General features: G+C 47.1%; 7 protein-coding genes. 2 read left to right on the forward strand and 5 right to left on the reverse strand.

Annotated elements, in window-relative coordinates:
- The first annotated feature begins 34 nt into the window (after positions 1 to 34).
- The gene (locus tag Q4563_RS04175; RefSeq protein ID WP_303603700.1) at positions 35 to 3,079 is read left to right on the forward strand and encodes a TonB-dependent receptor; all 3,045 of its coding nucleotides are present in this window, start codon (positions 35 to 37) and stop codon (positions 3,077 to 3,079) included.
- A gap of 678 nt (positions 3,080 to 3,757) precedes the next feature.
- Here Q4563_RS04175 and Q4563_RS04180 read toward each other — a convergent pair.
- The 3 genes from Q4563_RS04180 to Q4563_RS04190 form a co-directional block, all read right to left on the reverse strand.
- Positions 3,758 to 6,880 (reverse strand): TonB-dependent receptor, encoded by a 3,123-nt coding sequence (locus tag Q4563_RS04180; protein ID WP_215976863.1) that lies wholly within the window; start codon positions 6,878 to 6,880, stop codon positions 3,758 to 3,760.
- A gap of 423 nt (positions 6,881 to 7,303) precedes the next feature.
- Positions 7,304 to 9,088 (reverse strand): VCBS domain-containing protein, encoded by a 1,785-nt coding sequence (locus Q4563_RS04185; RefSeq protein WP_303603701.1) that lies wholly within the window; start codon positions 9,086 to 9,088, stop codon positions 7,304 to 7,306.
- Between the two features lie 143 nt (positions 9,089 to 9,231).
- Complete coding sequence (locus Q4563_RS04190; protein WP_303603702.1) at positions 9,232 to 11,709, reverse strand: polysaccharide lyase 6 family protein; 2,478 nt, start codon at positions 11,707 to 11,709, stop codon at positions 9,232 to 9,234.
- 139 nt (positions 11,710 to 11,848) lie between these two features.
- Between Q4563_RS04190 and Q4563_RS04195 the strand changes: the two genes are divergently transcribed.
- Positions 11,849 to 12,028: a hypothetical protein gene (locus Q4563_RS04195; protein ID WP_303603703.1), complete on the forward strand. Its 180-nt coding sequence runs from the start codon at positions 11,849 to 11,851 to the stop codon at positions 12,026 to 12,028.
- A gap of 580 nt (positions 12,029 to 12,608) precedes the next feature.
- On the opposite strand, the gene Q4563_RS04200 is transcribed toward Q4563_RS04195, so the two are convergent.
- Positions 12,609 to 13,700: a polysaccharide lyase family 7 protein gene (locus Q4563_RS04200; protein WP_303603704.1), complete on the reverse strand. Its 1,092-nt coding sequence runs from the start codon at positions 13,698 to 13,700 to the stop codon at positions 12,609 to 12,611.
- Between the two features lie 43 nt (positions 13,701 to 13,743).
- Entirely contained in the window at positions 13,744 to 15,417 is a 1,674-nt protein-coding gene (locus Q4563_RS04205; protein ID WP_303603705.1) for a fructose-bisphosphatase class III, read from the reverse strand.
- Positions 15,418 to 15,432: the final 15 nt, after the last annotated feature.

Below are 15,432 nucleotides of genomic sequence, written 5' to 3' on the forward strand. Positions count from 1 at the left end.
ACAATAATCAATAGCGGCATCCTTGGAGGAATTCATGCAAGATAAAAATAGACACCCTTTGACGGCTCAAAATCGAGGCCAATTTAAGCGCACAGCGCTGGCTACCACGCTAGCCGCTCTTACCTGTATTCATGCAGCCCAGGCACAGGAAACCAGCGAAGACAACACTTCTGAAATAGTAGAAGAAGTATTTGTTACCGGTTCTCGCGCCACCATTCAAACCACCATTGATATCAAGCGCAACTCAACCACTATTGTCGACGGTATGTCCGCCAACGACATCGGTGATATGCCCGCACTGTCTATCGGTGAAGCCTTGGAAAATATCACAGGCGCTTCGTCTCACCGTGAAAATGGCGGCGCCACCGAAATCTCTATTCGCGGCCTTGGCCCTTACCTAAGCGCTACAACGTTCAATGGACGTACCGCTTCTAACGGCAGTGGTGACCGCTCGGTTAACTTCTCTCAGTTCCCCTCGGAGTTGATCAACAAGCTCGCCATTTACAAAACCCAAGACGCCAGCCTGATTGAAGGCGGTGTTGCCGGCTTAATCGCTCTAGAGACCGTTAAGCCACTGGATTACGGTAAGCGTCGCTTTCAGGTTGAAGTAAAAGGCGGCATACAACCCAACCAGCAAAATATTGATAACTCCATGTCGGGCGATATTGATGTGCGCGGCAGTGCCAGCTACGTCGACCAGTTTGAGTTCGACAACGGTGCCGCACTGGGTATTTCTCTCGGTTACGAGCAGAGCGATATCTCTCAGCCAGAATCTGAAATGCGCATGTCTAGCCCCAGCGGCACATCCCAGTTTGCCTGTATCAATGACCCCAATGCGCCAGATCGTGGTTATTACCTAGCTAATGCGAATGATTGTGAAGGTCCTGGCGACGACGACGACTACAACACCGTGGTAGACCCAGAAACAGGCAAAGCTTACGATGACGGCTTAAACTATGCGTTCGCCCCAAGCTCTAACGGCTATCGCCAGAATGACACGTCGGACGAGCGTGAAGCCATTTTTGCTGCGATACAATTCCAGCCCACCGACAAGCTGGATATTAACGTTGACTATCAAGTCTCAGAGCGTATTCGCGCTGAAAAACGTCAAGACTTAAACTTCGCCAACATGAAGCGCACCACCCCCGGTGTCACGCCAGAGAACTTAGTAGTAAGCGATACTGGTGCCATATCCAACTGGCAGGGTGAAACCGCAATTGAGTCCAATAGTGAACTATTCTATCAAGATGAAGAGTACACAGGTTACGGTTTAAACGTCGCCTATGACTTCACCGATAACCTGACGGTTTCTGCTGATTACTCTTTCTCTGAGACCACTCGTGAATCACAGCTTTATAAGCTTCGGTTACGTTCGGACAATTTCGACACCTCGTTAGAGCCTGGCACTTCGACCTATCGCCCCATGGTTCAGTGGGATACCGACTCGGGTATTCGTCAGTACACTATCGTTGATTTCGATGTTACCGACCCCACCTTGTTCTCTAGCAACTACCGCCTTCGTCTCGACAATGACCTGGACCGCACCAATACTATTGAAGCTGGTCGCTTAGACTTTGACTTAAGCTTAAACGGTGTTATCACCGGAGTTAAAGGTGGTGTTCGTCAGTCTGAGCTTCAATATATTGACATGGGCCCAGAAAACCGCAGAGAAATTTTACTAGACACCAGCGATCATCGTATTGTTCAGAGCATTAACGAAAGCTGTTATATCGACTTCCCGGAAGACGACTTTTTGGGTGCCGAGCGCGACGGTGCTTTAATCACAATCGTTGACCCACAAGGCAATGTTGTTAAAGAAACCAACAGCTGGGCAACGTTTGATACAGCCTGTGTTGCCGAGCGATTGGCAGAAGAAAATGACACAGATTTAGCCTTTGGCGAACTGCCCCTCAACAAAGCCAACATCACCGATGTTAGCGAGTCGACTACTGCCGCTTACATTATGGCCGACTTTGACAGCGAGCTGATGAACAAGACTGTACGTGGTAACTTTGGCGTGCGCGTTGTGCAAACCGAAGTTGAATCTGTTGGCTTCCGTACCGACTACACCATTCAAGACTCGGCCAGTGAAACTGGGCTTGCTCTAGTCCCCGTTGATGGCGCAGACCTTGAACGCGTTGTAGCCGGCAACGACTACACCGAAGTATTGCCCAGCGTAAACGTGATCGTCGATCTGCGTGAAGACCTGATGTTGCGCGGTGCCATTTACCGCGGCTTGTCTCGCCCAGAGCCTGCCGACATGAGCTACCAACGTAGCTTTACCCCCAATGACGAAGAGAACATCACATCATTGGACCAGCTGCTTAATAACGTGAGTGGCGACGGCAACCCTTACTTGGCCCCCCTGACCTCGTGGAGCTTCGACGCCGCTATCGAGTGGTATCCCAATGAAGACACGATGCTCACCTTTGGCCTGTATCATAAGAAGTTCCAAGGTGGTTTCGAGACTAATCACGTCACCGAGGAATTCAACATTGACGGGCAAATCCTGCCTGCCTCTTTCGATCTGACCGAAACCAATGAAGACTCCAGCAACCTGACCGGCTTTGAAGTAACCGCAACGCACAACTTCTCTTACCTGCCAGGCTTCCTGAGCGGCTTTGGTTTCAAAACCAGCTACAACTACGCCGACTCAGATTTTGAGTTTGAAGACAGCCTGTACGGTGACATCACTATTCGCAATGAAGCAGGTGAAGTGACCTCTCAGAAAATTGGCATTGTAGAACCGGGCAACGTACCGGGCTTCTCTGAGCACGTCTTCTCAGGTCAGCTGTACTACTCGGTAGGCGACTTTGACGCCAGCTTGATCTACAAATACCGCAGCGAATACTTCCAGCCCTACACCACCAATGGCACTCGCCTACGCTTTGTGGGCGATACCGGAGTCTGGGAAACTCGCCTGTCTTACTACATTACCGACAACGTACGCCTAAGCCTGGAAGGCATTAACTTGCTGGATGAGCCTAAGGTTCAATACCACTTTAGCAATGACAACTTGGGTGAGGTTAACAGCTACGGACCTCGTATTTACTTTGGCGTAAAAGCTAAGTTTCAGTAAATAGCCCGCAACAATTACCGCCCTACGGGGCGGCTTTTAAATGGCCCGCCTTGCGGGCCATTTTTTTACCTATTCACTTTAGACCTTTGATATTTTCTCGCCCACACAAAAGACCCAACACCTAGCCTCAGGTAATGTCCTACAACATTTCAGGCAGTATCTTTTAAAACACCTTTTACTAACGCCTCTCAATAAGCAATCGCAGCTGAGCGGCACCCGCCAAACCCACCTACAAATACCCGCCCACCCTCTAATTTATGATTCCCTCAAGCAAAACAGAACACGTTAAACTAAATATTTACGCAAACAGTCACACCCAATTAACCATTGCAATATGGGCACACTAATCACGCAAATGCCCTTCAGCACAATAAATAGCACACCTCAAACTCTTTTCCTGCAGCCAATTAAAAAGCCCACAATCAAACTGCAAGAAACCAATACGAAAAAGGCCTTTACCCAACCACCTAAAGGGTGTGATGTGGATGTGGTGTGGCGTGGCGTGAATCGTCTATGTTATATATTCACCCACATCCACGCGCAGAAAACACTAAGAAAGGACTAAGGACTGTCGTTGATGTAAAAACCCCAAACAAAAAAAACCCAGCTAATGCTGGGTTTTTTTCGTTATAGATGCCGCCATAGGCGACACCTAATCCTTTAGAGCAAAGCTATAGATTAAAATCTGTAGCTACCACCAAAGGTGATACGACGATCAGGATAACCTGAGAAACAAACCGGACCAGATTCAGAAACACAACGCTGGGTCACGCCTTCCTCTGTCAGGTTCACAGCCTCAACACCAACGGTGATTTGGTCATTGATGTCATACGATACACTTGCATTCAGCTGTCCACGATCTTCGTTTACAACAGGGAAGCTCAGCGTACTGTTAGTACTTGAACCACCTGCGAAATCTTCTGAACGGAACGCTTCACGCCAGGTGTAACGCAAGCGAGCAGATAAGCCGTACTTCTCATAGTATGCAGTGATGTTATAAGCATTTTCAGAGAACTCAAGCAGGCCTTCTTTCAACTCAAGGCCTGAACCAAGTACTTGCTCACCACGGCCAGTGGTAATATCTACCGCAGAACCGCCGGAGAACTCTTGCATGGTGTAGTTAGTTAATACACCAAAGCCAGATGCCCAACCCAGAGTGTCTTCAAAGTTTGATAAGTCATACTGGAATGCAAACTCAAAACCTGACTGCGTGGTTGTTACAGGATCATTACCTGGAATAGAGAAATCAACACACATCCCAAGCTGACCAGGAGTTCCCAGAACATTTGGGTTCACAATTGGATTGTAGAAACCGCCACCAGGACAGTTGGGGTCAGTTTCACGCACAAAGCCATTGTTTACTGGGGTCAACTTAGCACCTTCCAAAGTTGTACCGAAGATATTGGTACGCTCTTTTTCAAAGTAGCCTAAGCTTACTACCGCAGATGGAGCAAAGTACCACTCAACACCGATGTCAAATGAATCTACTTCTTCTGGCTCAAGACCTGGGTTACCCAGCGCTACTGTGGTGTTTTCGTTATCACTTAAGGTATAACCTACAGCTAGCTGAGAAAAGCTTGGACGGCTGATATCCGAGCCGTAACCGATACGAACCAAGACATCCTCAGTAGGCTGAACTACTAAATTCAACCGTGGCAGAATAAAGTCATAGCCACCAGTAAAGGTCTCTAAACCTGATGGACCATACCCTGTAGAGGCTACATCTGTCTCAAGATAACGGAAACCAACATTACCGCGCACGATGCCATACTCAAAGTTTGCTTGTGCATAAAGCGCTGTAGTTTCTTCCTTCGCTTTACGGTAACCAGACTCTGCAAATGTAGGCACGAAGCTTGATGGGCTTGAATCGTGCGCCTGCGTCTCTTCTTCGAGCCTAGAGATTACATAATCTGAATTAGAGAAAGAGGCATCAGGATCAACCAACATGAAGTCTGAAATGTACAACGACCTGCCATCGGCATCACCAAAGTTATCCGGACCAACCACTAGCAAATCGTCAAAATTAGCAGCAAATGGACTATCATCTAAATAGGAATAACCTGATTTGGCTTGCGAACGACCATACTCATGCTCGGACTCATTATAACGAACACCAAAATCAACTGAGTTCACACCAAACATTTCGAGTTCATACGAGAAGTCTAAGCGGAACGCATCTTCCGAGTTTGTCGTTTCATCGAAAGTGATTTCATAACCGTCTAACACGTAGTTAGCTGCATCAGTCAATTCAGCAGCCGAAGGACTATACATGCCACCCTCTGTAATACCAAAGGCTAAAGAACCACCGCTTAGGTCGTACTCGTATGGCAAGGCGTTATCATTATAAATCCGGATACTTGAAGGATCTACTTGAGTCCCTTCAGCGGCTAGATATGCAGCTGCAATTTCATTTTGAACACCTGCGATATTACCTCCAAAGTCGTCCATAACCAACGCACGTTGAGCATCACTAAGCGCGTAATAGTGGCTACCAACTGGCGCAATCAATGGCGTATTGGGGTTCAGGAAGTTCATGGTGTTACTTACTGTAGGACTAAAAGTGTCCGATGTAGTTGAAGCGAGTTCAAAACTTGCAGTAAGCTTGTCACCAGTCCATTCACCACCAATCGAGAAGATCTCACTATCAGTAACACGCGAGCCGGTCTCGCTTGATGTACGGAAGTTACCATCACTTGGGTTGACCGATTTATCAACAAACGTTCCATTAGCTGGAATAACTGGGTTTATATCGCCTGCAACTGCTACATCGTAAGTAGGGAATTGCTGACCTTCCAAATTGCCATAACTAATGGTTTCATAATCAGTTGGGGTATTGAAATTTAGCAGACCGCCAATACCTGATGCCTGCAAGCGATACTGATCTCGACTTCGCTCTTGCTCGGTTATAACCACATCAGTGTAGAACTTAAGGCTATCGCTAGGCGCCCACTCAAAAGTAGCGGCTATGTTTTTGGTTTCATAGTCGTCATTCTCTTGCTCTTGGACTAAGAAATTAACGCCCTGCCATTGTGCTGGAGCACCGGTAGTATCAACTCCGTTAGCCGCAACATTATCACGCTGAACTAGAACATCAACATCGACACGAGGACGGAAAGATACAGCTTCCTGCTCAGTGTAGCTACCGCTAATAACGAAACCAAAATCACCTGCATCGGTTGACCAGTTATCACCATAAGCGCCTGAGATACGAGGCTTAATACCTTCAGTGCTAAGACTGCTGTCTTCGCCTTGAATTCTGATTGAGCCCAAAGTCTCTTTCAGATCAAGCGGACGAATGGTACGCAAATTAACAGTACCACCTACAGAGCCTTCAATAGTTTTCGCTTCTGGAGATTTAATAACTTCAACTGCAGCAATCATTGCAGCATTAACATCTTCAAAATTGATACCATTACGGCCTGAGCCAGAACCTACTGTAGACACACCATTAACTTCTACACGGTTTGAAGTAGTACCACGAATTTGTACACCAGTACCTACACCCGCTGTACGAGTAATTTGAACACCAGTGATGTTCTCCATTACTTCAGCCAAGTTTTGGTCAGGTAGCTTACCAATGTCATCTGCGATGATTACTTCGACTAGCTTAGTTGACTCGCGTTTCTCCTCGAGGGCATTTGCCAGAGAGGCACGAATGCCTGTTACGACAACCTCTTCCAGCATAGCGTCGTCTTCTTGTGCAACCGCAACCTGGGCAAAGGTCAGGGCTGACGCCGTCATCATTGCGCCACTGATGGCCGCAACGGCTTTGGACAAATTAAATTTATTATCGTTGCTCACTTCTCATTCTCCATTTTATATGTTTTTTGGCAGAACAATTTTTTCTCTCGCCACAGGAACATTACCCAAACAGCTGCCTTATTGTCAACCATTTTGAATACAGCTGGTCACAAGCTTGATACACCATCAGACAACAATCCATTATATTCTTTAATTTCAATTAGTTACGCTATTTTCTCTCTCAATTGTTAGCGTTACAATTCTACCCACTTTCAACGCTACAAACCTGCCTAACTCGCCAGCTATATAGTCAGAAATACCATTACCGCCTGTAAACCAACAGTCACTCTGGTTAACCAATTTGACCACCCGAATCGCAAATCCAGAATAAATATATAAAATAAAAGTAGCACCCAAAGACATAAAAAAGCCCGCCACTGCATACACAGGGCGGGCAAGACAGTTATAAAAAATATGGAACGGTTACTCTACATCAATAACCACTTCTTCAGAGTTACTGTGGTAAATAGAACCCTCATTAACATCCGGATCCAATGAAATACCAATATCGTAGCTTTCGAAATCATCTTCAAACTCTAAAACAGTGCCTTCTTTATCAGAATAAAGTTTGAATTCATCCACTCGGTATTGTGCCGATGGGATCACTGAGCTGGTATCACCAAATCTAAAGGCGATTACTTCAACACCATTTTCTACCGCAGTGAGTATGCTCGAGGTCGACATGAAGGGCTCGTCAGTGACATCTTCACCATTGATGGTAATTGTCAACAACGGTGGAGTACTCGCATCAGCCTCAGAAGCATCCCAAGTGATTTCCACATAGTTCCATACCGCCGGCTCGTAAACTACAGGCACTTCGTAATCTTTATTGCGAATTACGTATTGATCAGCCTGAATACGCAAGTCAAGTAACGCTGGGTTGGTACTGGTACTGTTACCAAATAATCCAATATAGGCATCTTTAGCAACACCATCGGCAGTTTCAGCCATATCATCTTTGTTAAAGTAAGCGGTGATCTTACCCTCTACCATCGCCTCATCAAGCTTGTAACGCAATTCGGGGTTGTCGTTGGTCATGCTGTCAGTCATGCGGGCCACTTTGTTGCCAGCAGCACCAGGGCCTGACTCGGCACCTGTTCCACCACCACCAGTACCATTCACTGCAACCGCTGCCACTTCTACCTCGGCACTATTGCTGTGGTAGACAGAGTCTGCATTCTCGTCTGGATCCAGCTTGGTGCCTGCCTCATAGCTTTCGAAGTCATCTTCAAAAGCGACTTCAGTACCGGCAATATCTGAGAACACTTTTACATTATCCACGTGATAGGCGGCATCCGGCAGCACCGAGCCATCATCACCTAACTTAAAGATGACAACCTCTACACCGGCTTCTACATTAGTCGGAACACTAGCAGCAGATGAGAAAGGATCGGTAGTAACGCTCTCACCATTAATGGTGATGGTTACCAAAGGCGGAGTGCTAGCATCGGCGGCAGAGGCATCCCAAGTCATTTCAACATCGGTCCACACGCCGGGCTCAAACGGAATTGACACCTCGATATCGTCTTGATCGCGAATTACAAATTGATCTTCCTGAATACGCAAATCAACTAAAGCCTCGCTGGTACTAGTACTTGTGCCGTACAGCCCGATATAGGCATCTTTAGCTGAACCATCGGCGGTTTCAGCATTGTCGTCCTTCATAAATGAAGCGGTCAGCTTACCCTGCTCCAAAGCTTCGCCAAACTTATAACGCAGCTCACCTGCATCGCTGGTCATGCTATCGGTAATGCGCGCAACCTGAGAGGTCTCAACCGCTTCACTGGCACCGGTAATAGTAATTTCTAAGGTTGCCGTAGTGCCATCTACTGATTCAAGCTCAATCGAGTCGACTACTGAATCATCAGCGTCGGCCAGACCTGCAACCGTGGTGTCGGATGCATCAACGGTGTAGCTCCACACGCCGCTGGCTTCGATCGAAAAGGTGCCGTACATAGTGCTCTCATTCGTTAACGGCACGACTGCATCTTCGCCTTCATCTAAATCGGTAACCGACACTAAACCTGCGACAGCGCCTGCAGTGCTATTGTTAGTAGTACCCGTCAAACCGGTGAACGTTGCTGGAACATTTTCTACTGGGCCTGCGCTTGAAGTATTGGCTGGCGCTTCAAAAACATCCTCGCCATCACCCCCACAACCCGCTAAAGTTATGGCCAAAATTGACGCGGTTAAAATTTTCATTTTCATAAGCTTGCACCCTTATTTATAGCTAAGTTTTTATGCGAATCATTTAAACGTACTACGCACTTAAAATGTCACGAATAACAAATGCCTAGTTTTCACCTAAGACAAGGGCCCAGCGGGGAGCCCTACCTTAGGTTTTATTATTTCTAACTATCACCACCACCAACATGACTGACCAATCTAAAGCCATCAAAACTGGCTTCATCGTCAGACGATGGGGCCGCCTCATAAGTCAACTCAAAATTATCAACACGCAACTCATATATTTTTCGAGTGTCGCTGTCCATTTGCTCCGTGCCGCCAGGGTTATTAGCGATAGACTCGGCGTTAAATTGAGCAAAAATTCTCACTGAGGTATTATCACCACTATTAAAGGTCATTGATGCTTGGTAGTACCCATCTTCTGACGATTCGGGTGCCCCGCTGCTTTCCAACTGATCGTAATCGGCTATTTTTTCCCCTAATGTCACGCTACCTGCTTCATTTTGTGCGCCAAAGGTTGCCGTGGAGTTTGAGGTAGACTTCACCAGCAAATACATGCTCAGTGTGTACTCGGTGTTGGGAAGAACACCATCGATTATCTGGTACAACGTAGGTGTACTGTTTTCATCTTCTGGGTAGCTATAACCCAATTGCACCGAACCTTTATCACCGAATGCCGAGTTATTCGAACTACCAACATTACCTAAACCTTGCGAGCCTTGATCATCGCCAACGTTTTCGATGGTTTCCCAACCGGTGATATCAGAATCATCCGTGCCTTCTGGAAAATCGGGATTTTCAATATCAGCCTGCTTACTCAGCGTGGCAGGCATACGGCCAATAATATCGGCTGAGGTATTGTTTCCCGAGTTAAAGGTTACCGAACGGAATTCAAAATCACTTGAATCGTCTGTTGCCATAAACTCATCGCCATTTGCCAGCTTGACACCGAATTCTCCCGGCCCTTTCACAAAGGCGGACAAGGTGTAGAGGGTATTAGCTTCTAGGTCGACACTCTGACTAAGCTGGCCGGCGCCCGACACAACGGCAGAGGCGCCGCGCGAAAATACCTTATCGCTATCGTTTGACACTTGCGCCGAACCACTGAATGACCAAGCTTGCCCACCGTCATCGAAGTCAACGTTCTCAAGTGATATACGCTTCACAAAACCAGCACTGAAGGAGGGTGTGTAGCTTTTAGGCCCCACTTGATCGGGCGTAATAGGGAACCAAGTCGCGCTACCCGAGGCCACGTGATCGGCCCCCACAATGGTATTAGAACCACGCGCCTGACCATCCATATCGATATCGACGTTGGCGAAGCTGCCCATATCAGCGGCTACAGCACTTAAGTTAGGGCTGTTATCACTCGGGCGCCAAAGGCCATCATTGCCTTTTTCCAGCTTAGCGTCGACAAAGTTCATTCCAGACACGGCATTTGAACCATCGTCCGCTAAGCTTTGGCCATAAATAATGTTGCCCGCTATTTCCGAGCCACTGGGCATACCATCACCCATCTGCGTTAACACCGGCCCGATGCCTTGGGCAATCAAGTTATTCACCAAGAACAAATCTTTAGGGTTCTTGGATTTTTTACCGCCGTCAACATTCAAGCTATTAATACTGTCCACAACCGTGTTGTAACTAATTAAAGAATCTTCCAGTTGTTGGTAACCGCTTGCGCTTGGGCTGGAATCTGCCCCCATCAGTACAATGCCGCCGTGGTGAGTCGTATTTTTATAGCGCGCACCCTCAATGTAATTATTAACCACACGGTGACCGCCATCAATCAGTCGCAGGCCGCCCGCAAATGGGTGACCGTCGCCAAACATAAAGTTGTGAGCGATAGTGGCATTGCCACCGTGGCGAGTGGTGATTGAGCCATAACTGTCGCGCACAGTGTTGTGAACGATGCTGTTATTGGTCGCCTTGTTAGAAATAACTTCGGCTTCGCCGTCAATACGCTCAAAATAGTTGTGTGCAACCACAGAGAAGGAGTCCCCCTCGTGTGTGGTACTCAAACCAATACGAACCGCCTCATATTCGTTGTCACCGCTGTCGGCGTAAGCTTTGCCCTCTGTGGGCGCTCTATCACCAAAATAGTTGTGATCGATTTTAGTGTAATCGACTTGTGCTGTACTCGGATCCTGGCCATCGGGAATCCAACGATCAACAACCAGCAGTGCGCCACGGGTTGTTTTACCTGCGAACCAGTTATGGTCAATTCGAGTAAACTCACCATAATCATAAACCCATTTGGTATTGCTATCGCGCCCTACGTCCATATCGATAATGGCGTTTTCGGTGATACGACAATGGCTACATAAGTCGCCGCTACCCAAACGGGTCGCAATCATATTACTACTGGCCGACTCACCATCTTTAAAGATAAAGCCCTGAAGTACGACGTAAGAACCACCCATCTCCACTTTCACTTCACCACCGATGGTTACCTGACCTGGGTTTTGCGCGGCCACCGTAATCGGCTGTTCTGGCGTACCAGCACCGCCGATGTCTATATCGAGATTTGAATACTGACCATCCGCCAGACATAAAGTGGTACCTGGCGCCATTGCGCCGCCAGCAGCATCTTCTAATGCTGAAATTGAGGCAACCACTTGGGTACAGTTGATCTCTGGCACTGAGTCTTCATAAGTGAAGTCGCCGGCAACTGGGGCGTCCCCGGTCTGCGTCGGTGTGCTCGACTGCGATGATGAATTACTACTTACACTACTGCTCTGCGAAGAAGACTGATCCGAAGTACTAGAGCTACTAGAACTAGTGGTGGACACAGAGGAGCTAGAAGATGAAATTGGCTCGGAAGAACTGCTTACCGACGAGCTCGGCGAAGAACTGCCACCGCCAGAACCACCACAAGCGGCAAGCACAGAAACTGAAAGTAACAAACAATACCGTAAAAAAATCATACACAACCTATTTTTATTCACTATTATTTTATAAATTGATGCCACAGCAAAAACGCAACTGACTGTGATACCACGACTTAATTTATAGAAAAGAGAAACTGCACCGAACGGTTAGCCTGCATATCTTGTCCTGTAGCCTCACCCACCACAGGAGCCACTTTTACTGTGGCAGCATTCTGTACCTATATTTATGCGCTGCGTTTACCCTCTGCTAAAAGCAATTTAGTTGTTGAGCGAGCCTATGTTTGATAAGAAATTAAGCTTAACTCCCTAGTTTATGCTTATTAGTAGGGATAATCTGCCTGTATAAGCTGACATTACCGAATTGGCTGCAGCATTGTCAACCGATTTGACATACATTAGGTTCAACCAAAGATAAAGCCGGTCACGCCCCCAAAAAAACCATCACAATATCAATAAGATAGCCTCGACAAATAGTAAATAATCATTAAAACCAGCCAATCAATAGAAGCTTTTATCGCCATGCGCTCAGCGGCAGGCCAAAATACGAAATACTCACAAAGGTAGAGATTTAGTGCAAAAGAGAGGAGCTGAAGTGGCGATCATCACGACTCTCAGCCTAACTGGAGCCGTGATGGTCGAGCAGAACAACACTAGTTTAAAGTAATTGAGCGGAAAGTGGCCTGAGCGTAATGACCTGCCTGAGAGTCTTTCTCCCAAAGCCCAGTACCGGCACAACCTGCGTACCACATACCCTCTTGATCCTTACTGCTGCACTGATTGTAAGCACCCGCTTTAAAGTAGAACCAGTCACCACTGTAACCTTTAGGATTGTCTAACTCATCCACCTTGCCATAGGGGTCGACATTATTTGACAAATCAACCGAATATTCTATGGTCTGCTTACCTTCACCCGTGAAAGTAAGGTTCATGACGCTACCATCGACATCTACGACATAGCTGAACGTTTCATCGAGCTTCAGGCCCGCTTCACCGGGGTCCTCCGGGTTATCCCACACATTGCCCCACACGGGGAAAGCAATATCGGTACGGTTGGGATCATCCTGTTCAAGATTGCGCTCGTAAGTCCAGAAAACAGAACCGTACTCATGATCGGGCCACTTTTTGTAGTAAATCTTTAACGGCTCATTCCCATAACCGAAACCTTTGGCCATTTTGCTATCTTTACCCGCATGTATTTGACCGACTACGACTGAAAAGGCAGGCTTTTTATTTGGGTTTTTGGCCTCAACAGCAACATGATTAACAGCTAGAGTTGCTGACAGCTTGCCACCAATAGAGCCATAGCGCGAAGCTTTAGGGTGCGCTGCCAACGCAAAATTATTACCAGGCGCCTTTGTAGAGCCTTTAGCATCGATCATTTGACGCAGCTCACTGCGGGTATTGGTAGAGCCCGATGTCGTCACCGCTTTATTGGGGGCGGCAAACACTACACCGGCATCGGTGGCATAAAAGAAACGTGGCTCAAGCAAGCGGTCAATGTGCGGCGGGCCCACTTCATCAATTTTACCGTCTCGGTTACTATCCATGGGCAGGGTAATCTTCCATTGAGAAAGATCTATGACAGAGCCAGGAATACGTTTACCGGCAAGAGACGGCTGGCTAGCACTGCTCTGTTTTGTTTCGGTCTGACCCTGACAAGCGGTCAACAGAGCCACAGAAGATACGACAGACAGCGCAATAATCGGCATAGAGCGAACGGTTTTTTTGACGTTTTTTATCATAATTTTCTCCCAAAAAATTTTCTTAAAGGGTGGTTTTGTTCAGTTATATTTCATTAAAGCTAAAACCAGCAGTCTCAGCATCAAGTTTGAATAATTGGGCACTCTGATCATTGGCAATTAAAACCATGCCAGCGGCACCTGTGCGAGATCGATAAGCTTGAGAAAACCCCCCATCGATGCATAACAATTGATTATTAGCATACCGCGGCGACTCTCCGGCTTTTAACTTTACCGGCACATGGCCATTGATAATAATACTGCCAGCATCTCCACTCAACTCTTCTGCCACCTTGGCAACGAAATTAGCATCGTTTCTGGCATCAAAATATGGGTTCTTACCCTCTTTATGGAAGTGCTTATTCGCAATAAAGTAGCGTTCAAACGTCGTCATTTGTTCTTTTCCGAACAAAGGCGAGTTGGGCCCACACCAAAGATACCAAGCAACATCCGATAGATACTTACAGCTGGTTGAGTGTCGACGTGAATAGGCTTTGCGCATTTGCAGCTCGAAGGCATCGAACATCGCCCGCCCAGTTACTTGGCGACCAGCAACTGGGGCCGGCAAAAACTCCAAGTCATCATCCACCGGCATGCAACCATGAAACAATAAATATTCACCATCGCTATCCACTAAGCTGCCATTAGCAAACAAAAAGTTAACGTGCCGCTGTAAGCGTTCAGAACCGACAAATTGTTGCTTTAATTTCTCAATGACCGACCACTCAGCATCGGTTAAGGATGTTGGAGAGTGCGGGTTAACCGTTGGCAACGACGAGTCAATTAAGTCAACTGTCTCGCCCTGCAGGCTGATTTGTCCATGCGTATAATCGATTTTATTCAACAAGAGCCTGGACTCCATTGAATAATCTGGATTCCTTTCAACTATATGATGCTCAAGCTTAAATTGAATCATCGCAATTGCTTTATGCATCGCAGCCAATTGCAACTGAGACCACTGCGCCGCGTCAGACAAAGGCATAAACTGCTCGCAAGAGTCGTCAGCGTAAGCCTGCTCAGCCAGAGTGGCCAAATCTGACAGGTCAATTGAATAGTCGTCCGTCAGCGTTTCAACATGCCCATACCGAATACAAAGACGAACAGCCGTGGCAATACACTCAAGCGAGCCTGAGGCGGCTCCCATCCACAAAACATCATGGTTGCCCCACTGAATACCAACCGCGGGCAGCTTTTCCAACTGATCAATAATATGGGGAGCACTTGCACCACGGTCAAAAATATCTCCCACCAGCTGTACTCGATAAGCAATCAGACTGTGGACTGACTCTGCGATTAGATTGCAAACTGATATTCGATCGAATGCATCAAGACGGGAAACTGCCTCAAGGTCAACTTCACTCACCTCAGCCTGTATGGCGCACTGATCAACAACAGGCAATAGCCAGCTACAGTTAACAAATGCATCAACGCATACAGGCCAAAAGCGACGTTCATTTTTAAATGTGAGCAACAGATCCATCATAATGACAACATCACTCACGGCACTATATTCAGCATCTACCGTTCGCTGTCGTGGCAATAAGTAATGCCTGAGCACGCCTGCACGCGAGTCATCATGTTCCGATGCATCGATCACAATTTTCTCTACGATCCCGAATTTTTCTTGCACCAGATAATCAAATACATCCCCCTGACCATGTACATCAGAGAGAAATACCCGATAAGGGCTCGCGGCAAACTGACTGCTATTGGCACTCATCACATTTCTCGCCGA

This window comes from Gilvimarinus sp. 1_MG-2023 (assembly GCF_030548285.1).

Bases quoted from the DNA above. Each gene is read 5' to 3' on its own strand.
- Q4563_RS04175 (WP_303603700.1), top strand. From the start codon at position 35: ATGCAAGATAAAAATAGACACCCTTTGACGGCTCAAAATCGAGGCCAA.
- Q4563_RS04185 (WP_303603701.1), bottom strand. From the start codon at position 9,088: ATGAAAATGAAAATTTTAACCGCGTCAATTTTGGCCATAACTTTAGCG.
- Q4563_RS04200 (WP_303603704.1), bottom strand. From the start codon at position 13,700: ATGATAAAAAACGTCAAAAAAACCGTTCGCTCTATGCCGATTATTGCG.
- Q4563_RS04205 (WP_303603705.1), bottom strand. From the start codon at position 15,417: ATGAGTGCCAATAGCAGTCAGTTTGCCGCGAGCCCTTATCGGGTATTT.